This window comes from Hahella sp. NS-SX17, from assembly GCF_057367735.1.
Genome location: NZ_CM170632.1, coordinates 4628584 through 4653775, shown reverse-complemented (window position 1 = coordinate 4653775; position 25192 = coordinate 4628584). Strand labels below are relative to the sequence as shown.

Annotated in this window: 23 protein-coding genes; 13 read left to right on the top strand and 10 right to left on the bottom strand. The window is 54.8% G+C overall.

Annotated elements, in window-relative coordinates; all coding sequences use genetic code 11:
- The first annotated feature begins 290 nt into the window (after window positions 1-290).
- The 3 genes from AC2IBB_RS20525 to AC2IBB_RS20515 all read left to right on the top strand — a co-directional run bounded on the left by AC2IBB_RS20525 (window position 291) and on the right by AC2IBB_RS20515 (window position 4170).
- A complete protein-coding gene (locus AC2IBB_RS20525) occupies window positions 291-956 on the top strand; it encodes a class I SAM-dependent methyltransferase (RefSeq protein WP_486328622.1) in 666 nt (221 codons plus the stop codon).
- Between the two features lie 42 nt (window positions 957-998).
- On the top strand, window positions 999-2207 hold the full coding sequence (locus AC2IBB_RS20520) for a hypothetical protein (protein WP_486328621.1): 1209 nt from the start codon (window positions 999-1001) through the stop codon (window positions 2205-2207).
- Window positions 2208-2331: 124 nt separating this feature from the next.
- Window positions 2332-4170 carry a di-heme-cytochrome C peroxidase gene (locus AC2IBB_RS20515; protein ID WP_486328620.1) on the top strand — a complete coding sequence of 613 codons (1839 nt, stop codon included), beginning with the start codon at window positions 2332-2334 and terminating at the stop codon, window positions 4168-4170.
- Window positions 4171-4265: 95 nt separating this feature from the next.
- Here the strand turns inward: AC2IBB_RS20515 and AC2IBB_RS20510 are convergent, their stop codons facing one another.
- Window positions 4266-4523, bottom strand: coding sequence for a hypothetical protein (locus AC2IBB_RS20510; RefSeq protein ID WP_486328619.1), 258 nt, complete (start codon window positions 4521-4523; stop codon window positions 4266-4268).
- A gap of 183 nt (window positions 4524-4706) precedes the next feature.
- Between AC2IBB_RS20510 and AC2IBB_RS20505 the strand changes: the two genes are divergently transcribed.
- The 5 genes from AC2IBB_RS20505 to AC2IBB_RS20485 all read left to right on the top strand — a co-directional run bounded on the left by AC2IBB_RS20505 (window position 4707) and on the right by AC2IBB_RS20485 (window position 9427).
- A complete protein-coding gene (locus AC2IBB_RS20505; protein WP_486328618.1) occupies window positions 4707-5441 on the top strand; it encodes an AraC family transcriptional regulator in 735 nt (244 codons plus the stop codon).
- 122 nt (window positions 5442-5563) lie between these two features.
- Window positions 5564-6652 carry a YHYH protein gene (locus AC2IBB_RS20500; RefSeq protein ID WP_486328617.1) on the top strand — a complete coding sequence of 363 codons (1089 nt, stop codon included), beginning with the start codon at window positions 5564-5566 and terminating at the stop codon, window positions 6650-6652.
- 13 nt (window positions 6653-6665) lie between these two features.
- On the top strand, window positions 6666-7769 hold the full coding sequence (locus tag AC2IBB_RS20495; RefSeq protein WP_486328616.1) for a HupE/UreJ family protein: 1104 nt from the start codon (window positions 6666-6668) through the stop codon (window positions 7767-7769).
- Window positions 7770-7982: 213 nt separating this feature from the next.
- The gene (locus AC2IBB_RS20490; protein WP_486328615.1) at window positions 7983-8597 is read left to right on the top strand and encodes a LysE family translocator; all 615 of its coding nucleotides are present in this window, start codon (window positions 7983-7985) and stop codon (window positions 8595-8597) included.
- A 38-nt stretch (window positions 8598-8635) separates the two neighbouring features.
- Window positions 8636-9427, top strand: coding sequence for a suppressor of fused domain protein (locus AC2IBB_RS20485; protein WP_486328614.1), 792 nt, complete (start codon window positions 8636-8638; stop codon window positions 9425-9427).
- Window positions 9428-9473: 46 nt separating this feature from the next.
- Here the strand turns inward: AC2IBB_RS20485 and AC2IBB_RS20480 are convergent, their stop codons facing one another.
- The gene (locus AC2IBB_RS20480; protein ID WP_486328613.1) at window positions 9474-9977 is read right to left on the bottom strand and encodes a GNAT family N-acetyltransferase; all 504 of its coding nucleotides are present in this window, start codon (window positions 9975-9977) and stop codon (window positions 9474-9476) included.
- A 352-nt stretch (window positions 9978-10329) separates the two neighbouring features.
- On the opposite strand from AC2IBB_RS20480, the gene AC2IBB_RS20475 reads away from it, so the two are divergent.
- A complete protein-coding gene (locus tag AC2IBB_RS20475) occupies window positions 10330-11982 on the top strand; it encodes an ABC transporter substrate-binding protein (RefSeq protein ID WP_486328612.1) in 1653 nt (550 codons plus the stop codon).
- Between the two features lie 22 nt (window positions 11983-12004).
- Here the strand turns inward: AC2IBB_RS20475 and AC2IBB_RS20470 are convergent, their stop codons facing one another.
- Window positions 12005-12433: a hypothetical protein gene (locus AC2IBB_RS20470; RefSeq protein WP_486328611.1), complete on the bottom strand. Its 429-nt coding sequence runs from the start codon at window positions 12431-12433 to the stop codon at window positions 12005-12007.
- 178 nt (window positions 12434-12611) lie between these two features.
- Between AC2IBB_RS20470 and AC2IBB_RS20465 the strand changes: the two genes are divergently transcribed.
- Window positions 12612-13211, top strand: a complete 600-nt coding sequence (locus AC2IBB_RS20465; RefSeq protein ID WP_486328610.1) for a hypothetical protein — start codon at window positions 12612-12614, stop codon at window positions 13209-13211.
- 52 nt (window positions 13212-13263) lie between these two features.
- On the opposite strand, the gene AC2IBB_RS20460 is transcribed toward AC2IBB_RS20465, so the two are convergent.
- From AC2IBB_RS20460 to AC2IBB_RS20450, 3 genes are all read right to left on the bottom strand, one after another.
- Complete coding sequence (locus tag AC2IBB_RS20460) at window positions 13264-13593, bottom strand: beta-lactamase hydrolase domain-containing protein (protein WP_486328609.1); 330 nt, start codon at window positions 13591-13593, stop codon at window positions 13264-13266.
- A 104-nt stretch (window positions 13594-13697) separates the two neighbouring features.
- Complete coding sequence (locus tag AC2IBB_RS20455; protein WP_486328608.1) at window positions 13698-15098, bottom strand: DUF5666 domain-containing protein; 1401 nt, start codon at window positions 15096-15098, stop codon at window positions 13698-13700.
- The gene (locus AC2IBB_RS20450; protein ID WP_486328607.1) at window positions 15095-15940 is read right to left on the bottom strand and encodes a DUF6502 family protein; all 846 of its coding nucleotides are present in this window, start codon (window positions 15938-15940) and stop codon (window positions 15095-15097) included. Before AC2IBB_RS20450 ends, AC2IBB_RS20455 begins: the two co-directional genes overlap by 4 nt.
- A 116-nt stretch (window positions 15941-16056) precedes the next feature.
- On the opposite strand from AC2IBB_RS20450, the gene AC2IBB_RS20445 reads away from it, so the two are divergent.
- Window positions 16057-17595, top strand: coding sequence for a DUF4382 domain-containing protein (locus tag AC2IBB_RS20445; RefSeq protein WP_486328606.1), 1539 nt, complete (start codon window positions 16057-16059; stop codon window positions 17593-17595).
- Window positions 17596-17686: 91 nt separating this feature from the next.
- Here the strand turns inward: AC2IBB_RS20445 and AC2IBB_RS20440 are convergent, their stop codons facing one another.
- The 4 genes from AC2IBB_RS20440 to AC2IBB_RS20425 all read right to left on the bottom strand — a co-directional run bounded on the left by AC2IBB_RS20440 (window position 17687) and on the right by AC2IBB_RS20425 (window position 22599).
- Window positions 17687-18436 (bottom strand): MBL fold metallo-hydrolase, encoded by a 750-nt coding sequence (locus AC2IBB_RS20440; protein ID WP_486328605.1) that lies wholly within the window; start codon window positions 18434-18436, stop codon window positions 17687-17689.
- A 238-nt stretch (window positions 18437-18674) separates the two neighbouring features.
- Window positions 18675-19895, bottom strand: a complete 1221-nt coding sequence (locus AC2IBB_RS20435; RefSeq protein WP_486328604.1) for a 1-acyl-sn-glycerol-3-phosphate acyltransferase — start codon at window positions 19893-19895, stop codon at window positions 18675-18677.
- 101 nt (window positions 19896-19996) lie between these two features.
- Window positions 19997-21607: a glycerol-3-phosphate dehydrogenase/oxidase gene (locus AC2IBB_RS20430; RefSeq protein WP_486328603.1), complete on the bottom strand. Its 1611-nt coding sequence runs from the start codon at window positions 21605-21607 to the stop codon at window positions 19997-19999.
- An 89-nt stretch (window positions 21608-21696) separates the two neighbouring features.
- Window positions 21697-22599, bottom strand: coding sequence for a LysR family transcriptional regulator (locus AC2IBB_RS20425; RefSeq protein ID WP_486328602.1), 903 nt, complete (start codon window positions 22597-22599; stop codon window positions 21697-21699).
- A 128-nt stretch (window positions 22600-22727) separates the two neighbouring features.
- On the opposite strand from AC2IBB_RS20425, the gene AC2IBB_RS20420 reads away from it, so the two are divergent.
- Window positions 22728-23720 carry an NADP-dependent oxidoreductase gene (locus tag AC2IBB_RS20420; protein ID WP_486328601.1) on the top strand — a complete coding sequence of 331 codons (993 nt, stop codon included), beginning with the start codon at window positions 22728-22730 and terminating at the stop codon, window positions 23718-23720.
- 190 nt (window positions 23721-23910) lie between these two features.
- On the top strand, window positions 23911-25149 hold the full coding sequence (locus tag AC2IBB_RS20415) for a vWA domain-containing protein (RefSeq protein ID WP_486328600.1): 1239 nt from the start codon (window positions 23911-23913) through the stop codon (window positions 25147-25149).
- Window positions 25150-25192: the final 43 nt, after the last annotated feature.

The window sequence follows — 25192 nt, the reverse complement described above, 5'->3', positions numbered from 1 at the left end:
ATCAAATACCCGCTGTTGACAGATGGTCAATGAGCCGTATAATGGCGCTTACATACCTTCCATAAGTTACATATCTTCTTGTTTTCCCTGGCAAAAAAAACCGCTAACGTTAATACTCTTTCATCCTTCTTGCAATGACTTTCCTATATGATGGCGTCTCCGTCGATGGAGTGGCGTTTATCCTTTGCTGATGCGGGTTGGCGACAGCAATTTCAGGACTGCGTTCTATACTTGGCTCAGAACTGAAACTAAGTTTGCGAACTTTTGCAATCTGCGTTGAGGACAAAGGGATGAACGGACAAGAAAAAGTCTTGTTGGACGCTGAGCCGGGCCAAGCGGTTTATAACCGCCTCACCTTGCCGTTGTATGACTCAATGGTGCTTGGCTTCTCCAATTACTTTGCTTGGCGTTGTCCATCGGCGAATCTGCTCGAAATGTATAACCGGAACCTGTCTGCTTCACACTTGGAGATAGGCGTGGGCACCGGCTATTTTCTCGATCATAGTTCTCCTGTCGTTCAGCTCGAAAAGCTGACGTTATTGGATTTGAATCCAACCTGCCTGCGCTATACCGCCAGACGCTTGAAGCGCTACCAGCCGCGGTTGCTGAGGCACAATGCGTTGGAACCCTTCCCTTTGGGCTCACAACAGTTCGGCTCTGTGGGATTGAACTATCTCCTGCACTGTTTGCCCGGTTCGCCGGAGCAGAAAGGCGTTGTGTTCGACCATGTGAAAGCTGTATTGGCGGAGGTAGGCGTCTGCTTCGGTTCGGCGATCGTTAATAACGGCGGTGAATCCCGGTTGGGCGGACTGTTGAAGATGATCTACAACCGCAAAGGGATATTCAGCAACTTGAAGGATACCGCCGACGCCTGGATTGAGCAGTTGGAAGCTAGGTTCAGGCGGGTGCAAACGCAAGAGATCGGCGCTGTTCTGCTATTTTCCGCCAGAGACTGATCTTGTTGCGGTCACTAACTGACTGGCGACAGAGAGCAAAAAATGGCAATTACCTCAAAAAGAACCGGAGTCATCGCGACCGTGGCCGTTATCTGGTTAATCGCGACCTCTTACATTGTATATATCAGTCTCACCACCGAAGCGGGTTCTGACCGCAGGCGGGACATGCGGGAGTTTCAACATGGCGTGGACTTCGTGCGTCGGGCTGACGGCAAGTATGTGCTGATCTGGTCCAGTTCCGGATCGCCTCTGGACCCGAAGGAGGCGGACGGAGATGAATGGATACACGATGTTTATTATTCCCTCATCGATCCGGAAAACCCGCAACTTGACCCGGTCACCCTGATCTCAGCTCCCTGGGCTCAGGAGCCCGCCAGCTCCGCGATCAATAGTGACGGCCACATTATGGTCACCATGGAAGACGCCTGGAATGCGCAGAATGTGCTGGCGCAGACCTTCGGGCTGTACGACAGCAACATGAGCCCGGTCAAAGCTTATCAACAAGTCATATACGACGGCGGTCATTCCGGTCATGTGGCGGCGTCCGGTAAACGCTTTGTGGTGTTTTATTCAGATGAGTGGGTGGATGGCGGCGGCGTCGACGACCTTGGCTCCGGCGACGATGTGATGATGGCGGTTTACGACACCCATGGCGAACTACTGCATGAACGACATGTCGCTGTCGGCGATCGCACCCGGGACTGGTGGCCGCTGGCGGCGGGCTCTGATCGCAGGGCGTTGCTGGTGTGGCAGCGCTTTGTTGATGATAAGCCCTACGCCCGCCTGATGTATCGCATGTATGACCCAGTGGGCGACAAATGGGTGAAAGGGGAGACCGAGCTGGTCAAAACCCAGGAATACTATACCTACGATGTGCAATACATCGGCGCCATTGACCGCTTTCTGGTGACAGGCGCTTACAGCAACGGCGGCGGATTCGCCTATTTGATCGCCTCTGACGGCTCCATCACCGCCAGAAACACCAGCCTGCCGCCTCTGGTGAGGGAAGCGCAACCGGCCATTCGAACCGTGAACGGCAAGTTGCTGGCGGTCTATCCCGCAGCGCCGGACAGGTTGATGGTGTTGTCTCTCACCAAGACGTCAATCTCGCTTGAGAAGCGGATACCGGTGGACTATCGCTGGTCCTACATTGGAACCGATGGCGTTTTCCTGGATGACGGCACGGTGTATTTCGTGTCTCTCTCCGCTAACGGACCCAAACAGCTGAAAGTCAGCGTCAACCTCGATTAAGCCTCTCGCCCAGGCCGACGGACTGAGCGCCGTCGGCGATCCCTGTCTATAGTAAAAGTGGCTGTGAATGATAAACGAATGGAGATTCTCATAGGGAATACCCCAAAGGGAAAGGATCAAGGCTATGGCTACAAGACAGGCAAAGTCGGAGAAGGATAAATGGCGGCGAGGAAATAGATCGCGTCTCATAGGGATGCTTGCGCTGGCGTTGACGTCAGGACTGATGGGATCTTGCGCCTTAAAGCAACAAGGCGAATGGATTCAGGAAGGAGAGAAAGTACCCGGCGCCAAGGGCGATGTGGTGGACCTGGATCAGGGGTGGACCGATGACACCCAGGCGGCGTTTTACTTTTCCTCTCAAGGTTCGCGGATTATTCCTTACAAATGGTTTCTGGTGCTGGAGCGCAAGGACAGTCAGGCGCTGTTCCGTGCGGATGACCATATGGAGCGCATGCGCTATCTGCCGTCTACTCAGGTAGGCTCCTGGAACCCGGACGGACTCCCGGTGGGTTTCGTCAAGGATATTGGAGAAAACGGCGAGCAATGGATGGGGTTTAGTTGCGCCGCCTGTCATACCGGCCAGGTCAGTTATCGGGGGCAGGAGATTCGTATTGACGGCGGTCCAACCCTGGGCGACGTGCAGACTTTCAACGCCGCACTGGTGGATGCGTTAAGCCGCACCTATCAGGACAACGCCAAGTTCGACCGTTTCGCCAACAATGTACTGGGCGAGCCGGATATGGAGGCGAAATTCAAGTTGCGTCAGGCGCTGTTGGCGCAAACGGAAGAGCTGGCCACCCGCAATCTGATCAACCATTCCGCCCCCCACCAGCCGGATTATGGCTATGGACGGGTGGACGCCATCGGGCAGATCTTCAACCAGATCATGGTTTACTTCAACGATATGCCCAACAATGGGCATCCCGCCAATGCGCCGGTGAGCTATCCGTTTCTGTGGGGAACCCAGCAGTCGGATGTGGTGCAATGGACGGGCTTCGCGCCTAATGGTCCGTTTGATTTCGGCGCGCTGATTCGCAATGCGGGCGAAGTGCTGGGCGTTTACGGGCAAATTGATATTCCTGACGATAAATCGGTGTATCGTTACAAGTCCTCGTTTGATATCAAGGGGCTGGGCGATCTGGAAGCCTGGGTGGCGGATCTGCGTTCGCCGGCGTGGCCGACGGAGTATCTTCCCGCCGTTAACCCGGAAGTCGCCGCTCAAGGCAAGATGCACTATGACAAGTACTGTTTGAGCTGCCACCAAGTGATACCTCGTAGCCGTGAGGCGGCGATCTACAGCGCAGTGCTGACTCCGATCAATGAGGTTGGCACCGATCCGCTTGAGTGGACCAATATGATGAAGTGCTATGAAGCCGGTAAGTATGAAGGCCGCAAGAGCATGGGCATCGCAGGCGAGCCTATTCCCGCCAAGACCTCTGGGCTTGAGCCTCTGGTGAATGCTGCGGTGGGCGGCTTGTTGGAGCACACGGCGGACTCTATTGACGCAGCCTCCGTGGACTATGCGACCGAGCTGCATTCCGAGAAGGCGCGCCAGGAGAAACTCAAGGATATTATGGAGCAGTTCAAAATCAAGCAGTCGCCATCCGTCGCCTGTGGAGACAACCTTCCTATCAGTGAGGGGACTTACAAGGCGCGGCCATTGAATGGCATTTGGGCCACGGCCCCCTATCTGCATAACGGTTCCGTGCCGAATCTGTACGAGCTGTTGCTGCCGGCGTCGCAGCGCTCCAAGAAGTTTTATCTGGGTTCGCGGGAGCTGGATGTGGGCAAAGTCGGGTATGTCTCCATTCCCCATATGACGCTGTCGGACGGCACGCTGATCAAGACGTTTGAATACGATACGACTCTGAAAGGCAATTCCAACAGCGGGCATGAGTATGGCGCTAAAGACTTGAAGGAGTCTGAACGTTTGCAGTTGGTGGAATATCTGAAAACGTTATGAGGCGATACCTGCTGAGATGACTGGAGCGCTGTTGGGCGTTCCAGTCCGTTCTATGTCTTGGCGTCGTGGTAGAGCTTCGATCCGACTGTTAGCGGCTAGCCTCCAGTTTGCGCCACCAGCGCGCGAATCTCCGGATCTCTGACTTCAAAGGTGTCGAACACCCCTAACTGACGCAGGCCTGGAATCAATTCCAGCAAATCGTTTTTCGCCGAGGTCCGCTCCGCATCGGAAAGACGTTCGTCCTTCATATCCCGAACGCTCAACATAAACGCGGCGATAGAGCCCTTGCGCAGGGTGACGCCTTGATAGGCGAACATGTTTTCGTTTTCGGCAAGCACTTGTTCTGGTTTCATATCAGCAATTTCCTTTGGGGGGGTTAACGGCGCTGAGGTGTGAGCGCCGGATTGATTTCCATGTTATTTCCTCCTAGATTGACCGGCTAACGCCAATCAGAAAATAAATTGCTCAATTCAGCCAACACTATGTCCTCTTCCATCACAACCACTGATTCGCCGGCTTTATCCCAGGAAATTCTAGTGCGCCGACTGAGATCGGAGGGGATGGAAGAAAGGGAAGGGCATTGTCATGAACAGGGGCAATTGTTCTGCGTATTGCAGGGGCTGACGGTGGCGGATACAGATGCCGGGCGCTGGTTAATGCCGTGCAATCGTCTGGGCTGGATACCTCCAGGCGTACGGCACGGCGCGCAGTATTTCGGCGCCATAGCCGGCTGGAGCCTTTACCTGCATCCCGATATTTGCGAACCCTTGCCTGACGAGCCATGCGTCTATGAAGCGAACGCTTTGATGACGCCTATCATCGCGCGAATTGCTGAATGGCCCCCTGGCGAGTCTCTAGACGCTTCCCGACGCCGTTTGTTGCATGTCCTGCTGGATGAAATTCAGGCCGCGCGGAGAGCCGCGCTGCACCTGCCCATGCCAAGAGACAAACGCCTCCTGCGTCTGAGTCATAAACTGCTCGCGGACCCGGAAAACAACGATTCCTTGCTGGCGCTGGCCAGTGACATCGGCATGAGCGAACGCACGCTGACCCGCAAATTTCGCGAAGAAACTGGTCTGTCCCTGGGACAATGGCGACAGCTGGCCAGACTGGCCCGCGCCCTCGAACTACTGGCCCAGGGCGTCCCCGTCACCCAAACCGCCCTGGACCTGGGATACGACAGCGTCAGCGCTTTTATTACGCTGTTTCGGCGTTATTTTGGGGAGACGCCGGGGCGGTATTTGAAACAGTCAGGATCACTGACAATTTAGTCTCTGTATTAAGCATTTCCTCATTTCTTACACACTTCTTCCGTAGTTCCTGCGGATTCGCCTTTTAGTATGTTTTTCACGGATCAGGAAGAACAACGTGAATAACAGATGTAGGTGGCTGTATGAAAAGCTCTTTAAAAACAAAAAGCGGTGATGAGTATTATGATGCGATCAGGCTGGGTGGAAGTGGTTTGGCGGCGCTGTGTTTGAGTACAGGACTGATTCTGGCCGGTTGCGGAGGCTCTGCGGCGGTGTCCGATGGGGAGGCCAGCGATGACTCGGGAACGGTGGTGGACGAGGGCTCCTCAAGCGGTGCGTCGGGCGATGCTGGAGACGCCTTCAGCGTTGATATCACCAATGCAATATTCACCGAAACCAGCGGCGACTGCGCCGATTATGACAACACGCTTGAAGCCTCCGTCACAGATATCCAGCGCGGGTTTGGTTTTGATGCGGCGGTGACTATCAGCAGCGACTCGGACAGTTGCACACTAATTTCCAACTCGATTCCCAACCACGACTTTAACGACGCCACCGCGCATTTCGCCAACAATGTGGCGGAAGTCAGTCAGAGCTTCAATATTCCCAGAAACCCTTCCTTTGCGTCCTCCACCACCTCGCTCAGTCAGCGTCTGGTCAATGGCGTGATGTTGAACGGAGTGATATTGGATCTGTTGTCCGCAGGTTGCTATAACCCCTCCAGCCCCATGGCGGATGCGGACGGCAACATCGCCATTGGGTGTCCGGACACGTCCGATTGGCTGTTGGACCCTCTGGGCGCAGATAGCAAATTCGGCGCGGACGCCCATAACGCCCACACCCAGCCGGGCGGCCTGTACCATTATCATGGCAACCCCAACGCCATGTTCGACAGCAACCCCGGACCAAATGGATCGCCGGTGATTGGCTTCGCGGCTGATGGCTTTCCGATCTATGGCAGCTATTTTCTGGACCCTGACACAGGAACGGTGCGCAAGGCCGTATCCGGCTACACGCTAAAGACCGGTTCCCGGGGGACCAAGAGCACGACTAACCCGGGCGGCTCCTACGATGGAACCTATATTGACGATTGGGCGTTCACCAACGCTGGCGACCTTGACGCCTGTAACGGCATGACGGTTGACGGTCATTACGGCTACTACGTGACGGATGCCTATCCCTGGGTGCTGAATTGTTTCCGAGGCGCGCCTGACAGCTCGTTCTACAAATAAAAGGAGGTTGGCGATGAGCGCTTTCAGATTCGCATTCGCAGTGTTGTTTGCTCTTCTGACCGCCCCGGCGTGGGCGCACCAGGCTGGCGTCACCGATACCGCCGTGCAGATCGGCGCCAGCAAAGTGAAAGTTGTGTATACCGCGCCAGAGGCGGAGCTCGCCGCCGACTCCGTCATCGCTTCCAGGAGCGAAGCGATGACGGCCTTGGTTGGCGCCGGCTTTCAGTTGCGTAACGACAATCGCGCCTGCGCTCTCATCGACGCCCGCTCACAGACCCTGGAGCAAATCGCCTCGCGTCAGTTCGCCATGCTTTACGACTGCGGTAGCGATATCGGCGTCTTAACGGTTGGTTATCTTCTGTTGCAAAACAATGCCGAGCACAAGAATTTCGTGCGCATAGTCCTGGCGGACCGTACCGCCACGGTGGTGTTTGACAGCGCGCGCAGAACCCAGGAGATTCCCGTCGCGCAGTCATTGCGGGCATGGCGCAAAGCGCTGACGGACGACTTTATGGGGGACTTGGGCGGCTCCAGCGGCATGAGCCAGTATTCCGACTATTTTATGCTGGGGCTGGAGCACATCGTCTTCGGCTTTGATCATCTGTTGTTTTTGCTGGGCCTGCTGTTACTGCCTTTGGGATGGAAACAACTGGCTGCGTTGATCACCTCCTTTACGGTTGCGCATTCGATCACGCTGGCGGCCTCCGTATTGAACTGGGTCAGTCCGCCGATGATGTGGGTGGAGGCGGGCATTGCGTTAAGCATTGTCTACGTGGCGCTGGAGAATTTGTGGGAGCTGCGCGGAGAACTCTCGCCGAAAAACATATCCGCACGCTGGAAACGCCGCTTGCTGGTGACTTTTGCATTCGGCTTGATCCATGGCTTTGGATTTTCATTCATCCTGCGGGAAATTGGACTTGGCGATCAGCTGGCGGGGGCGTTGATGTCGTTCAATTTAGGTGTGGAGGCCGGGCAGATTGCTATCGTAACGGCGGCTTACGCCCTGATCTATTACGCCATGAAAGAGTGGAATCTGCTGCGTATGGCGCGGTTCGGGTCCCTGTTTGTGGCGTCGATGGGAGGCTACTGGCTGGTGGAGAGGTTGGTCGGCTATTAATCCGGCAGACAAATAGCTTCCTTCTATCTATTCGCCGGCCACGACAGGGCCCGAACCTCTCAGGCGGTGTTTTCGGCGCAGAAGGCGAGACTTCGCCACAGAATTGCTTGCATTCGGGCTCCATGGGGTTGATTGCGGACTGGGCGAATGTTAGAACTTGGCTTTCCCCACTAACGGAAAGCCTTATCGCCACGCCATAAGCAAGGGACAAATATGGTTAGCATTGAATATCTGATTACCTCCCTGATTGTCGTCTTGCTGCCGGGAACTGGCGTGTTGTACACCGTTTCCGCCGGATTAATGAGCGGACGGCGCGCGGCCATGTTCGCTGCGTTAGGAAGCACTTTGGGCATCATTCCCCATCTGTTGGCGTGCGCTTTGGGTCTGGCTGCGATTCTGCACGCCAGCAGCCTGGCTTTCCAGGCGGTCAAGTATGCTGGCGTAACCTACCTCATGTATCTCGCCTGGGTGATGTGGAAGGAGTCTGGCGCTATGGCTTTTGATGAGGCGCCTCAAGAGAAAAAAGCGTCCCGCTTTGCGGTCAAAGCCTGCCTGATCAATATTTTGAATCCCAAGCTTTCCATCTTCTTTCTGGCGTTCCTGCCCCAATTCGTTCCCCCTGATGCGGCTTCGCCGGTCTCGCATATGTTGCTGTTAAGCACAATATTCATGGGGATGACGCTGGTGGTCTTCACGCTTTACGGGCTGTTCGCCAACGCGGTGCGCGATTACATAGCGGGCTCCCCAAAACTGATGCAGTGGATACAGAAAACATTCGCCGGCGCTTTCGTTGCGCTAGGCGTCAAGCTCGCGACAGTGGAGCGTTGAGAGCCTCAACTCACAGGAAGTCGTCAAAAGGAGTGAGCGTGAAGAGCTTATTTAACAAACTGGCCGGATTGTTTTCCAACAGGCCGCATGCGAGTAATCAGGCCGCCGCGCCGCTCACGCAGAATGAAAGTCCCCAAGAGCAGTTCTGGCAAAAAGTCTACGATGAGCGATCGGCCTACTATGAAGCGCACTTTGGCGCGTTGCCGTCAGAAATTTTGAAGATTGGCCACATGTTTGGCGTATGGCCCGGCGGCGGTTTGTATATGATTCCCGCCCACAAACTGGGCGAAGGAATGTGGGTATACACCACCTTTGGTTTCACCAATCCAGATATGCCTACGGGCGTGGCGGCGAATAATGTGGAAGTGGAAAAAGACGACCAAGGCCGCGTCCTCAGCAGTGCGGCCACGCTGACCCCTAAAGACGTCGCGCCACATGACGACAGCGTGCCCGGATACGGGTACGAAATGCTTGTCATCGCCAAGGAAAAAGCGGAATGGCCGCTTTGGTTTTTACAGTGGACCGCCAACGCGGAGATTCTCAACGACGCGGGCATACTGGAGCGGGTCAGCAAACATGACGGCCTGACAGTAGAGGAGATTCAGGCCGGCGAATCCGAGTTCATCAACGTCCTGATTGCAAAAGCCCAGCCCCCGCTGCCGTCATCAGGAACGCTCTCCAATGGCAATATGGAGATCCTGATCGCCACTGTCATCACCGACGAGGAGATGCGCTGGTCCATGGAGCATGGTCGGCCAGCGTTGCTACAAAGATTGATGAAAGCCGGCGTGGGGCAGGTGAGCGATCGCCATCGGGCGAGTGTGGTGTGAGCGCTTTTTGATTCTGGGCTAAGCAATTATCGATGTCTCGTCTGTTTCACTCTGCATGCAATTCCGGCTGCGCTATCAGATACTCATAGAAACGAGTGTCGGAATGGCTGGCGGCGAGATGGAAGTTATTTCTCACCAGCATTTTGTGCGAGGCGGCGTTATCCCTGGCGACGCCGCAGCTTAATTTTGCGACGCCTTTGTTCTGCCTCGCCCAACCAATAATTCCTTCCATGAGCTCCGTACCAAGCCCTTGCGACCAATATGCCTCCCCTAAAATGTAGCCCAGGCGCAATTCGGTGAGCCCCGAAGGGAGAGAGATCGGAAAGAGAAATACGAACCCGACGACGTCGGTAGACATGATTTCCTTCACGACAAACACCGGCGACTCCGCTAACCGGTCGTCCAGCCATGCTATGGCGTCCTGCCGATTGACGATGGGGCGCCAGTCGTCAGGAGCAAAGCGGGTTGCGTTCGGTGTGAGAATCCTTTCTATGTCGTGATAAAGGTCATCGCCCTCGCCGGTGGAGGTCACGCAGCGAAGGTTGTACACATAAAGTCTTTGTGTTTTGAATCCACATCGGTACATAGCGGTTTAGCGCTCTCTGGGCTGGCCTTAATGGGCGATTCAGGTAGATATCTATCCTAGAGAGCGGGAGTAGGGCGAGGTAGAGCGGATATAGGTATTAAATCGGCGGATTTTGGGATTTACTGCGTTAGGGAATATCACCGAAACTGCCTTTTCTGACTACACTAAGTCAGTAGACTGACCAACGCCGCCGCCAGTGGTAGTGCCAGTGATAGTGGACGAAACGAGCGCTTCTGCGATGTTATCCAAACGACGCCAAGGACAAAGCTTATCGACTCCGTTTAAAGCGCTGTTATCTCTCTTTGCGCTGGGGTGCATGATGTTTGCGTCCAAAAGCGTTCAGGCCAAAACAGCGCAGGAGTGGGTGGAAACGGAGTTCACCCCCTCAACCCTCAGCCGTGGGCGGCAACTGCAGGAAATGCAGTGGTTTCATAAAGCCTCTGAGCCGTTTCGGGGCATGACGATTTATGTGGTGTCGGAGCCTATCGATACCCATTGGTATGAAGCCGATACGCTCGCCAAAGCCTTCGAAGACATTACCGGCATCCGCGTCGTGCATGAAATCACGGGCGAAGATGATGTGGTGCGTAAGCTGCTGGCTCAGATTGAGACGCAACACAACATTTACGATGGATTTATCAGTGATTCAGACCTGATTGGCGGGCACTTCCGCAGCGGCGCGGTGGTGGCGTTATCGGATTATATGCAGGGGGAAGGCAAAGACGTCACCTTACCGACCTTGGATATAGAGGACTTCTTTGGCCTGTCTTTCACGACCGGGCCTGATGGAAAAGTCTATCAATTGCCTGATCAGCAATTTCCCAGCGTGTACTGGTATCGCCATGACTGGTTCAGCCGGAAGGACTTGAAGGACCGTTTCCGCAAACTCTATGGTTATGAGCTGGGCGTGCCGATGAACTGGTCCGCCTACGAGGATATTGCGGAATTTTTCACCGTGCATGTGCGGGAGCTGGACGGCCATCGGGTATGGGGACACATGGATTACGGCAAAACCGATCCCTCCCTGGGGTGGCGTATCTCCGACGCCTGGCTGGCGATGGCGGGGATGGGCGATAAAGGATTACCCAATGGACTGCCGGTGGACGATTGGGGTATTCGAGTGGAGGACTGCCGGCCGGTTGGCGCCAGTGTTCAGCGCGGCGGCGCTCTAGATAGTCCGGCGGCTATTTACGGCATCCGCAAATTTCTCGACTGGTTCCGGCTGGCGCCGCCAGAGGCCCTTAATGTAACGGATAAAGTGATGGGTGAATGGGTCGGCTCCGGACTGATCGCGCAGCAAGCGTTTTGGTATACGGCTTATCTGGCGCAAATCACCCAACCGGGACTGCCCGTCGTCAACGCCGACGGCACGCCAAAATGGCGGATTGCGCCGTCACCGCTGGGAGCGTATTGGCGGGAGGGGATGAAGTCCGGCTATCAGGACGCCGGTTCCTGGACCTTTCTGAAAAATACGCCGGAGAAGCGCCGCAAAGCGGCCTGGTTATATGCGCAGTTCACCGTATCCAAGACAGTGTCCCTGAAAAAGACAATGGTGGGGCTCACGCCAATCCGATTATCCGATATCAACTCCCAGGCGATGACGGACCGTGCGCCTTATCTGGGTGGATTGGTGGAGTTCTATCGCTCCAACGCCCGTTACTATTGGACCCCGACGGGCGCCAACGTGCCCAGTTATCCCAAACTATCTCCCCTGTGGTGGAAGTATATGACTCAGGCGTTCAAAGGAACCCAGCCGGTAGAGAAGGTCATGCATGATCTGGCGCAGGCCATGGATGAAGAACTGGCGGCGATCGGCCGGGAAGAACCCGGCCCCTGCGCGCCCCGCCTTAACCCCCAATCCTCCAGAGAATACTGGCTCAACCAACCCGGCTCGCCAAAACCCGAGCTCAACGAACGCCCGCCGGGTAAAACCTTGAGTTATGAAGAGGCGTTAAAGGCGTGGCATTGAGAGCCTTCAGGTTGGAGACTATTCAAAATGGAAAGAAGGCGCTTAAAACCGGCCCCAAAGGCAGCGTCAGCAACAGTAAGGCATAGATCGAGAGCGCTGTAATAAACGCGGCGAGGTTCAGCAGCTTTTGTGTCAGAGGGGCATTTCGCATCAGGCTTTCCTCGCGCAGAGGAAACACGCTCTTATCCAGGTTGAAGACAGCGTATAAGCTCAGGATGGAGATGGCGGCCAGTATCGATACCGATAGCCATTGCTGAAACAGGCTGACAATGACCGCAGTGGTGATGCAGGCTTCGAACAGCATGAGTCCGGCGGAGTGGAAAAAGCGATATCTGGCGAAGCCCTTATGGCAGTGGTTGCAGTATAGTGGCGCGCCGATCACGCCGGAATGTTTGTCCCATATTTCCAGACTGTTTTCTGAGCAGGCGGGGCAGTCGGCGTACGTAAGCATTTTGTCTGACTTCTTGAGTGGCGAAATGACTGATACGTCGCAGCATTCAGGATTTGCCATGAGAATGCAAAAAATCCAGGCATGTGTTCTCACTTGGAGCGGCTCTCTTCTTGAAGCATTGCTCTTTACGCAGCTAGAATTCTCTTCCCCTGAATATACTTACCAAAGGTCTAAGGCTATGCAGCAGCAGTCCTCGTCCTCCGCGAGCAACGACGGCCGTCGCACACATGAAACACACGCCAAGAAAGAGGGCAGCGGCATCAAGGAGTCCAGTTTCTGGATCAGCCAGATTTTCATGATTCTGGCGACAGTGCTCGGCGTCTATCTGGCGGCGCAGGAAGGACTGAATCAGGCGATTATTTTTGATGACCTGACTTCCCGGCAAAACAATTATTACTTGCGCAACTCGCTGGCCAGCGAGCTGCAGAGCAACCTCATGCAAGCGGAGAAGTATGCGGAGTTTGTGAAATCCCCTCCCAGCCGCAGCGCGATCAAGATGTTTCCGCTTCAGCTCGATTTATTCGTGTGGGAAAGCATGCGTTACTCTCCCTCGGCGCTGGAGACGCCTAGTCAGTTCATTCTCGAAATTCAACGCTATTACCGGGAAATAGAAGACATTCGCGGAAAGATTGAGAGCAGCGCCTATGCGCCTCATTACGGCGCAGAGGAAATAAAAAAGCGTACAGAGCGGATGAAAAGCGAGGTGCTGCCCAAGCTGCTCGCCAATATCGATACTTTGCGACGTTACTTAAAAGATCATAATGTCCCGGTCGATTAACCTTCCAAAGCGCATGGTTCGCGCCATTAACATGGCGATGATATTGGCCTGATTAATATTTGTGCCGGGTCTCCGACATTACCCATAAGGAAATGCCATTGCTGACGCTTCTGCAGAAAGCCAGCACCGGCTTTTCGCAATGCTCCATGATATCGATAAAAGAACTGATTTGAGTTTGTTCGTCCGCATTTTTATGTGAAGGAACGCTGTGGTAAGACAGTCCGAGGGCGTCAGCCCCGCGGCGTAGAGATTCGGACTCCGCCTCCTGGTCGGGTTCGTTATTGACGATTGAGCGCACGCCCAGTTGGGCGGCGGCCTCCAGCTCGTCGCTTGACAGGCTGGAGGTGACGTAAAAATCAATTGCTAATCTGGTAATCGACACTGTTTACCGCCTTCTAATCGTAATAGACGCCAATCCCTGATGTAGGACTCTTTGTGAAGCCCCGCGCAAAGCAGCTGGTTTTAGCCAGCGCTTTCGCGGGCCCCTTAGTTGTTGTTCTTCACCTTAATTCTCTGCGCCTTGACGGACTGCATGCCGGTCAAGTCGCCTACAATTTCCACAAACGCGCCCACCTTGAGTCCGTTTTGCGAACCGGAGGCGTCGCTGATGTCCACGGCGATCCCAAGAATGCTCAGCACTTCGCCGGAGATGGCCGTTACCGGGCCTTCCACTGTTACCGCATCATCCGCGCGCAGACGTTCAATGCGAGAAGCGGTCAAAGGTGTGAGGCCGCTCGCCGCCCTGATGGACAGTCTGTCGCCGCTGCGAATGTCATCCAGACCGAAATAGGGCTGGTGCGCTTCGCTGCGGTCATCGAAGGAGGTCAGTTCATTGACGCTGAACGCGACGCCAAGGACGACGACCTGCTTGCCGGTTTCGCTGACTGAATCCACTGTTGCTTCGATATGAATGTCATTGGTTTTCTTGAAGGTAATCGTTTGCGCCTGCAATACGCCCTCCGCGTCAATTGGGCCTTCCGCTTCGATACGGACGCCATCCGCTAAATCCTGCTTCTGGCCCCTTCTGAATTTGGCGCCGGCGGCGTTAACAGGCTGGCCGCTCAAATAGAAGCTTTGTTGCGACGCAAAGTCAGTGATGATGCCTTCATACTCCAGTCTGACGCCGCTGGCGGATACATCGCCGCGGGTTTTCAGTTTGACTTTCGCGGCGATGACGCCGGTATCTTCAAAGAAGCGCCCGTTGACTCTCACGTATTGGCCAACCTCAGGTTGTCCGCTGGAGAAGCCCTGCAGATCCGCCATGCTGTAATCCACGCTCAGATCGCCGATGACAAAAGTGCGATTAGGCGTGTCCACGCTTTGGATAACGGCGTTCACAGCCACCTGTTCGCCATCGCTGTAGGCGTCCGCAACTTTCTCGATGCGAGTGGCCACAACGCCTGTTGCGTCGGTTAACCCGCTGATCGCCACCACCTGTCCGATAGCGAGGTCGCTGAAATTGAGGTTTTCAAATACAGCGCTATCAGGAATCAGCGCAGTTTGTCCCAGCACTGTGATTTCTGCGTTATAGTCATCGACGAAGTTCACCTCGGATACAGGGCCAAACAAGGTTTGTTCAAAACTGATGCGACGAGCGTCGCCGGTTGTTTCACCTGCGTCCAAAGCGCCCTCGATAAGCACCACCATGCCCACTTTTAGTGCGCTTTCGGAATAGCCGCTAACGCTGTCGATAACGATGTCTGCTGAATCCGTCTCGTATTCCACGCCATTGACGAATACGCTGCCGAAGCCGCTGATTTCGCCGCGAGCGGCCACTGGCGCGCCAGTGCCTTCAATACCTCCGTCAGAAGATGCGCCGCCGGAGCAGGCTGATAGCAGGCTGGTCGTCAATACCAGCGCCGTCAGGGCGTATATGAATCTGCTCATGGCTGCTCCTCGCGGGTTAAGGACTGCTCGAAATAGTATACGCCTATTCCTGCGCGAAACTTCCCGCTGCCCTGGAGTTTGGCATTGACGCCTCTGTCGTACCCGGATAACCACCGGTTTATACGTTGCAAAATTTCTTCCACCTCTTCTTTACTGCGTCCGCGTATCGCTTCCAGACACTCCATGGGGATATCGTTGTACGCCACGGTGCGTTGCACGCGCGCTTCAGTGCGATCCGCCTCCAGATTGTGGTCTATGGTGCGAAGCAGATCCGCAACCGCAGTACTCATAATCCTTAGCTTCTCTTTTAGGTCGGTTTGCGGCACGTAGCCGTCCACTTTCAGAGCAACCCGTTTGCCCGCCGCCTCTCCCTGATCGCTGACCTCCACGGAGTCCAGCCTGATCAGCTCATCCAGGACTGCGCGCACCGGCACGTCGCCGCCATAGAGACGCACCAGCTCGCTGAAGCTGTTGTCTCCCTCATCCATAGGAAGGGAGAGCGGCGCGCCATGCTCGTCCTGAAAACGAATGTCTCTGATCCATCCGTTGACGACCCTGGAGCTTCTGTTGGCGCTTTGCGCCTCGCCAGTCTCAATGGGGTTGGGCAGCTTCTCCAGTCTGGCGATTTCTTTGCGGTTAATGCCAGTCAATACGGACACTCTGGAGAGGCTCTGCTTACGGTTAGGGAGAGGAAACTCCTCGGTAGCGGCGTCTATATAGGCGCGCTTCGCGATCTCTGCGAACTCGTTGTACGACATGCCGCGCCGCAACAGCAGCGCAGCCAAGGGTCGCAATAATTTGTAAATGGCGGCGTACAGCGCCTGACTTAATGCTTGGTCCATGATTTGGGATATTATCGCCAAACTGTTGGTAAAAATGTGAACTGGATCGCAAAATGACTCCAATGTTTGGGCTTATTATCCCAAAATAACACAACCAACCCATAGGAGTAGATGTCATGAATCGTTGGATTGCCATAGCGTTCACGTTGCTAATCGCCTCATGCGGCGGCGGAGGCGGCGGCTCCGGCAGTGATGACACTTCCGCTGCGGACGCCAAAGTGGGCTTGATTCTCACGGACGCGCCCAGCGGCGATTATACAAGAGCCATGATTACTTTCACGAAAGTCGAGCTGGTGGGCGATCAGGGCAAGGTAACCCTGTTCAGCGGCGAGGAGACTTTCGACTTATTGAGTCTTCCCGACTTTTACGAATTTCTGGACACCACCGACGTGCCCGCCGGCAAATACAGCTCTTTGCGCATCACCACGTCAGACGTGAATTTGTATGAAGACGACGGGGCGGGCGGTGAAACCGAAGTGCCTTCCAAGTTGCCTTCCAAAGTCATTAAAGTGGTGAATCAGGGTGGCTTCACTGTCACGCCAGGCTCCGTACTGTTCATTGAAATCGATTTTGATATGAACAAAGCCCTCAAGTTTACGACCACGGGGCAGGGCAAAGTTATCATTCGCCCAGTCGTGTTCGCCAACATTCGTTCCGAGATCCCCAATAACAAGTTCGTACGGGTTCACGGCGACATTGAAAGCGTGGGCGACGGCGCCTTCAGTCTGTGCCGCACTCAGTTCGTTACCGATACAGACTCCACCCCAGCCGCCAGTTCCGAGGACTGCATGCGCGTGCGGATGGATGAGGGTACCGGCATCTTCGCCAGCAACGGACTTCCCGCTGAGGCGTCGTCACTGCTTGAAGGCGATGAAGTGACGGTCATTGGACGCTTGGTTCGCACTGTCGCCACGTCCCCAGATATTGACGATGCGAACTTGCCGGAAGAAGGCTACTGCATTGTCTGGTATCTGGATCGCAGCGTAGAAGAACAGCCAGCCGCGCAGTTGTGCTCAACAGTTTTCGACGCGCCTGAGGGAGCGGTTCTGGTTAACAGTCAAGGCGTCGTGGACGCTCATATCTTCGCCATCAATGCGCTGACCATCGAAGAAGGTCCGTTGACGGCGTTCAGACGTTACTCCGGTGCAGCGAACTCTGCTGTGGATGTAGACACGAGTCGCTTTGACGTCGCTCTGGATGAAGGGCAGGGCATCGCCACAGATAGCCCCATCGCCGTGCAATTGTTCCCGAAAACCCGTGTATTCAACGATGCGGGAACTGAATTGACGCAGGCGGATATCCAAGTAGGTCTGAACGCTCTGATTGATGCGGTATTGGCGTTGCCGAGCGGGGAGGATAATTATCTGCGTTCGCCTTTCCTGGTGTTGAGCGAGAATGATGAAGAAGAGGGCGTCAGTGGCGAACTGTTGTCTGTGGACGGCGATAACCTCCGCCTGACGGTAAGCGGCGATGCGGGCGACCAGTGTGTTGACGCCGTCGGCGCTAACATCTATCTGGTGGTAACTTCAGGCGATGAGACCACTAATAGGTCTGCGGCGTTCAGCGATCTGGCGGCGGGGGATACGCTGGATATCTTCGGAGAAGAAGATATAGCGGATGGTTGCTTCAACGCAGAGACAATTTTTATCTATTAAGGATAAATGATGTCTTAGTGGGCGCTGACGTCAGCGTCCCGCATATGACCGCGCCGGGGAACAGGGAGCATCTGTTTCCCGGCGTTGTTTTTTACAGAAGCTCCCAGTCCCCACGCACCAGACGGAAACACTGTCCCTGCTCCGGTAGATAGACATCCTCACGCTGGTATATCAGATCGCCCAGGCGGGCTTTTTCCTGTTCCAGAACCTGATACAGGCATATCAGACTACCGGGTTTGAAGTTGAGCCCATGACAGGCCTCCCAACTGCCGTGAAAATCATGCCGGTCTTTTTTAATCGAGCGGCATTCGAGAAATACTAAATCCGCTTCTCCAGCCAGACGTAAGGGCGCTTCCAGCAACACGCCTTCTCCGTTGAAGAACAGAGCGCCGTTAGGTCCGGACAGCAGTAATGCGCGGTTGGGCGAGGCATGTTGCGTCATGGCGGTGGATAAGCTCCACGGACCAACGGCGAGCCCCTTATCTGACTGTTTCCAGCGCAGCAGGAAACAGAGCCGTTGCTCAGGCCAGATGGCGTAATTCAGCAGGTTTTGCAGCAGGGGGCGATAACCGTGGGGCGTAATCAGCAGCAAGGGTTTAGTGCGCCCCTTGGCGTGCATCCAATTTACCAGGGTAATAAGCCCGGCTGCATGATCCGGGCCGCAGTGGCTCAGCAGAATAGCGTCGATATCCTCAATGGCTGTCTCTCTTCGCCACAAGGCCTGAGGCACGCTGGGTCCACAGCCTATCAACATTTGAAAACCCTCTTCCGTGACGAGCAGGGATGAGTTTACCCGGGTGCGGTCGTAGGCTTCGCCGCTCCCCAACACTTCAATGTGCATAGCTTTCCTCATAAATCCTGGGGCCTGGATGAAATAGCTTGTATTCCATTCACTCCAACGACCGCGATGACGGCGTCGATAGTCTCAGGCGTCGCCGATGCGGCCGCCCATTGTAACCAAATACAAAGGCGCCGGGGCAACTCCCGTTACGTTGCAGAGTGGATCAGGCGTTTTAAGTTAATCTATTGAATTTTAAAAAGATACCAAACGGCGGCGCAAAGCCGCCGTGGGTGAGAGATCAGGCTTGCGGCGCGGAGTCTCCCGGGGCGCCGGCGAACTTATTGATCAAAGGATTGGCGTACATTTCCAGAATGTAGCGCTGCAGCAGGTTAGGGTAGCCACCGACCCGGTCTGAGAACTCCGAGGCTTTCTGCCCCATCTCATCCCGGTCCAGGTTATCCCAGGCCTGTCTGGCTTGCCCCGCCAGCTCCTGCAGGCGATGCAGCGACTCTTCCTGCAAATGAGCGAAAGACTCGCTCAGTGTCTTCAACTGCTCAAACGCCAGAATGTTGGAGGGGAAGAGCTTGTAGTTACGGGTGATCTGTCGGTCGATTGCGGCGGCCACTTCTTCCGCATCCTCGAAATCCTGTTGCAGCGGCTCGCCGAAAGCGATGTGCACACGACCTTTGGGACAGGAGATGCCGCGAATGATGCTGGCGATATCCTCGCCTTCGCCCTTCACGTATTCTGATTGCTCACGCGCCTGCAGCTCCTTCGCTTTGAGCAGATCGCAGGGATCGTATTCATAAGATATGGACACCGGCACAATATTCATGCGTTTGATAGTGTCTGCGAACGCCATGCCTTGCTTGCGCCCATAAATATTGAGCATTTTGATAATGGCCGGATCGGTTTTATCCAGACCGTTTTTCGCCCGCCCTTCGCGCTGGGCGATCCAGATAGCGCGGTTCTGGGATAGCGTGTGGTCGATGTAGGCGGACAGTTGAGTCAGCGCCTGCAACTTGGCTTTGTGCCCTTCCACCGAACGCTTGACGATAAAGCTTCGGTTCAGGCGCATGATGTCGGAGACCAGCGGGTTCGACAGCAGGTTGTCGCCGATGGCGATTTCCACGAGTTCGCGACCGGATTGATACAGCGCGAAGTTGACCAGCGCCGGGTCCATGGCGATGTCGCGATGATTGCTGATGAACAGACAGGATCGGTCCTTGGGAAGCTTGTCCAGCCCTTCATAAGTGAAGCCGGACGTGGTTTTTCTCACGGTGTTGACCATGAAGCCCGCCACCATAGTCTGAACGTCGTGTATCGTGTTGATTCTGCGCAGATTTTGCTGCAGATTGCGTCTTACCAGGAACGAGGTGAGACTGCGGCAGTATTTGGATAACCTGGGAAACTTATAATGTTCTATGGCCCGGACGAGTTGCTCGTCCTGGCGCAGCCGCGAGATCACCTGAGGAACTTCATCATCCCGATAAGGACGAATATCATCAAATGTACTCATGAATTATATTTATGCTCATGCTTATTGGACGCGCAAGTGTCTCATTATTGTCACAGCCGGTCCATTACAAAATGTATGTGGAACGCGGTGATAATGGGGCCCTAAGCGCTTGTTTCTTTGAAATATTCCGCCCACTTTTCATCCGCTTCGTCTGCAAACAGAATCCGGCAGGCTGTTTTCAGGCCCTGGGCGTTTTTGATTTTATCACGCCGCACCACCAAAGATATTTTCGATCTTCGGCGTAGAAAGTCATCCAACTTGGTCACCATTTCCCGTCGGGCCGCCTGTTCGATCTCGCAACGCAGATATTCCGCATTCTCGATCAACAACTCCGCCTGCCTGGGATCGGCGCGAATGGTCTCCAGCAAGTCAAAGGCATGCCCGGCGTAACGTCGCCAAAGCCGGGTCGACAGTTTTTCAGAGGAGGAGGGCGGCGTCAGGCTGTCGAGATCCATGAGTCGAGCCTGATGCATGAACTCCTCTTTAACGCGGCTGGGAGGCTCTCCGTACCAGATTTTATCAGGGTAGGGAGGATACAGCCCCAGCGCCGCCGCAGCCTGACATATTTCGTCGCCCACGTTCAAACAATCGGTGAGCTTGCCGCCGAAGATGCTGATATGTCGCTCCTGGGCGTTGACTTCGATCACGTGCTTACGAGACAACTGTAGCCAGTCCGTCTTGTCCCCATTGTCGCCTTGCACCGCCAATGGGCGGACGCCGCACCGCTCCGCCACCACATCGCTTTCGGTCAACGGCTGCGGCAGGCGCAGACGCGCATTGATATTGTCTAGTACGAACTTGCGATCTTCCGGCGTCACCGTCGCATAAGGGGACTCCATACGCGTGTCCGTGGTGCCGATGCAGGTTTTCGGCCCCATGGGAATCACAAAAAACAGGCGGCCGTCATCGGCGAAAAAAGTCAGCACCCGTTTGTTCTCCGTGATGCGATCAACTATCAGATGTATGCCTTTGGAGAAGGCGTGCCGACATTTGGTGGTCTGTCCGGTGAGATGGTTATGTTCATCGACAAAAGGGCCGCAGGCGTTGACCAGCAATCCTGCGCGAATCTGAAACTCCTCTCCGGAAATGTTATCCCGCGCGTTGACGGTCCAGATACGGTCCGCCTGATGAGCGCTGACGGACTCCACATAGTTAGTGGCGATGCAGCCGTAATCCATCGCCCGACGAATGAAGTTGAAGGCGAAGCGGGCGTCATTGTCATGCAGAAAGGCGTCAGAGTATTCGAACCCTCCTGTGCTGCCGTCAGTATTGACGATAGGTTCTTCACGGTCGATCCGCTTTGGCGTCAGGTAGTGGGGGAAGCGCGTGAAGCCGTTCCCCATCAACCAATACAGCACCCCACCCAGATAAAGAAACCAGGGCGGATAACGAAACCCTTTTTTAATCGTGGTGAAAAAGCGGATTTCCTGCACAGTGGAGGGATAGCTGCGCATCAACTTGTTGCGCGACATGCATAATTTGCGCACCAGACCGAATTCGTAAGTCTCCATGTACTTGATGCCGCCCCAGGCCAGGTTGGATGACTCCTGGCTGGTGAAGCCGGCGAAGTCGCCCCGGTCGATCAACGCCACCTTTAATCCTCGCGCGGACATGGCGGCTGCGGAAACTGCGCCATTTATGCCGCCGCCGATAACCAGAGCGTCGAAGCTGAGGCGCCGGAGCTTGCTGAGGTTATTGTCTCTGAGCTGCATGAAAACCGGTCTCCTCCGGTTAGAAAGACAACGACGGCGGACATCTCATTATCCAGTATTGCAGGCGGGGACGGATTTCGCGAATTCCGTTAGTCCCGCGCCAGTCTTGAAACCAGAAAGTCCACTGCTGCCTTGACTTTGGGGACCGCATATTTGGGACGTTGATAGAGCAGGTAGATGCCAAGCTGCGTGGCGCGGCTGACGTGCAAAGGATAATCCAGCTCCAGTATGTGAAACCCTGCTGGAAGAGCGCCTGAGCGCAACGCCCAGTTTGGCATCATCGCCAGTCCCTTGCCGTCACTGGCCCACTGTCGTAGGAGACGAGGGGCGCTGGTGATCAGTGCAGGACGTATGTCGACCTGCCTCCAGCGACCGTTGATGTTGGCCTGCCAGTAAAGCACTTGATCGGAAGTACGGAAAAAGAGCGCCCGATGCTGACTTAAGTCTTCTACCCGGAGCGGCGTTCCGTAACGTCTCAGGTAGGCGTCGGAGGCGGCCAGTGAGAAGTTATTGTCGTCAATGTATTTAGCCACCACCCGCTCATCCGGGATCTGGCCGGCGCGAACGGCGATATCCACCGTATCCCGCATGATATCGACGACCTTATCCGTCAGGTCGATATCAATGATGATCTCGGGATAAAGCGCCTCAAACTCAGGCAGGATCGGCACAATCCGGTTCTCACCATACGAGGGGCTGCAGCTGATGCGCAATACGCCTGAGGGCTTGCTGCGGTAATTGACGATGAGTTCATCCGCATTATCGAGGCTGCGCAATATCTGGCTGCAATGCTGGAGATAGATCTCGCCTATTTCCGTCAGCCTCACGACCCGGGTGGTGCGATGCAGCAGGCGTGCGCCCAGTTCTTCTTCCAGAGCCTGAATCTGACGGGTGACGCTGGACACGGGAATATCGAAGTGTCGAGCGGTTTCACTGAAGCTGCCGGTTTTTCCTACGTTATCGAAAAAACGTAGCGCTCTGAGTTTATCCATATAACCTATATTTTTGCTGAAATGACAAAAGTCATTTGAAAAATAGCATATTTATCTATTTGGGCGGCAAAAATAAACTGGCTTCAGAATTTCGTGATTTATGAATAGCCAGACTTAAGGAGCGTGGCATGAACTACAAAGCTGTTAAATTAGTGAAAAGACCCGAAACAGACATTACACCGGATAGCTTCGAGCTGGTGGAGTTCGACACGCCTGCGCTGGAGCCAGGGCAAATCCTGATCAAACAGACGCATATGTCGCTGGACCCGGCGATGCGTGGATGGATGAGCGCGGCGACTGACAGTTATATTCCGCCAGTGGGTTTGGGCGAAGTCATGCGCTCCAGTGGCGTGGGGGAAGTCTTGGAGTCCAGGAATGATAAGTTTCCTGTGGGCGCTAAAGTGGCGGGTATGTTCGGATGGCGAGAGTATTTGGTCAGCGGCGGCGAAGGCGTCTCCATCATGCCGCAAGAACTGCCTGCGGAAGCGATACTGTCCGTGCTGGCGTTGCCTGGCGTGACCGCCTATCACGGGTTGATGGAAGTGGCGAAGCCCAAGGCTGGTGAAACCTTGCTGGTTTCGGGCGCGGCGGGCTCTGTCGGCTCGCTGGTTGGACAAATCGCCAAGGCGGAGGGGCTACGTGTCATTGGGGTTGCTGGCTCGGAGGAAAAATGTCGCTGGCTGGTGGAGGAACTGGGCTTTGACGCCGCCATCAATTATAAGTCGGAGGACTTGGCTCAGGCGGTGAAAGCCGCCGCGCCGAATGGGATCGACATTTATTTTGAAAATACCGGCGGCCCTATTCAACATGTCGCTATGGCCAATATGAACGCATTTGGACGTATCGTGGTGTGTGGCGTCATCGCCGATTACAACGCTGCGACCCCGGCGCCGGGACCAAGCTGGACGCAAATTGTGAAGAAGCGTCTGAGCATTCAAGGTTTCACTATGCCGGATCATATGCATCGCTTTGGCGAGTTGTCGCAAAAAGTCGGCGCTTATCTCCTGGCGGGGAAAATCAAGTACCGCACTCACGAATTGAATGGTCTGGAAAGCGCGATAAAAGGGATCAATCTGCTGTTTACCGGGGCCAATGAAGGCAAGCTGTTAGTGCGCCTGTAATCGCTACTCTTGTCGTTATATCTCTCCATGTCTCTCCGTGTGCGGCCGCAGAGAATGCGGCGCTGCGGAGAGATGTAAATTTTATGTAAACACTTTCCGCGCTTTTTTTACAAACTCATGTCTGATGTCTTTGAGTCTGCAACCGTATTCTGACTCCAACGCAAAAACACTGCATTGAAGGAGCCGGAATATGAACACCGCATCACGTCCTACTCAGACCTTATCGACAATTTCCGTTGGCGCCCCTGGCCATACCCCGTTTCGTAAAGCGCTACTGGCGACGGCGATGTTAGCCTGTTGCGGGCTACCTGGACTGGTATGGAGCGCGGAGGCGCGTGCCGAATCTGTCCAACTCGTGACGCAAGCGGTAACCCAGCCGGCCATTGCCCCGCGCATTCAAGTGGCTATTTTATTGGACACCAGCAGCAGCATGGATGGTTTGATCAATCAGACGCGTAATCAGTTGTGGAAAATGGTGGACGAATTTTCTAAAGCCAAGAAAAACGGCGTCACGCCAATACTGGAAGTCGCGGTGTATGAATACGGTAATGATGGGCTTTCTTCGCAAAACGGCTACATTCGCCAAGTGACTGGGCTAACCAGAGAACTGGATCGGGTGTCGGAGGCGCTGTTCTCTCTCACTACCAACGGTGGCGATGAGTTCTGTGGGTATGCCATCAACTCCGCCGTCAAAGATCTGCAATGGAGCCAATCCTCCAATGATATCCGCGCCATCTTTATCGCCGGAAACGAACCTTTCACGCAAGGCCCGGTTTCCTTCCGGGAAGCGATTGCACTGGCCAAACAGAAAGACATAACCGTCAACACTATCTTCGCCGGCGCCTACAACGAAGGTGGAGAGAGCGGTTGGCGGCAGGGCGCACAGCTGGCGGGCGGCAATTACATGAGCATCGATCAGGACCAGCAGGTAGCGCAAATTGCAGCGCCTCAAGATAAAGAAATCGCCGCCTTGAACGCCCGACTCAACGAGACCTATGTGCCCTATGGCGCGGGAGGCGCGGCGGCGTCCAAGCGTCAATACGAGCAGGATGTGAACAGTCAGAATGTCTCACTTGGTTTGCTGGCGCAAAGAGCCAAGTCCAAAGCTTCCGTTGCTTACGATAACTCAAGCTGGGATTTAGTGGACGCCTACGAAGCCGGGGACGTGGCGTTGGAGGAAGTAGAGGCGGAAGCATTGCCTGAGCCGATGGTTGGGATGAGCAAAAAGGAAAAAGTAGAGTATATAGAAACCAAGAAAACAGAGCGCAAGGCGTTGCAGGACAAAATTAAAGCTTTGAGCGACGAGAGAGACGTCTACATTGCAGAGGAAAGTCTTAAAGCGGCCAAGTCGGACGCCAATACAGTGGATGAAGCGCTGATCTCCGCCATTCGTAAGCAAGGCGAACAGAAAGCTTTCGAATTCAAATAGCCGACTTTCTACACACTCCTTTTTGCAGAGTCTTGCATACTAA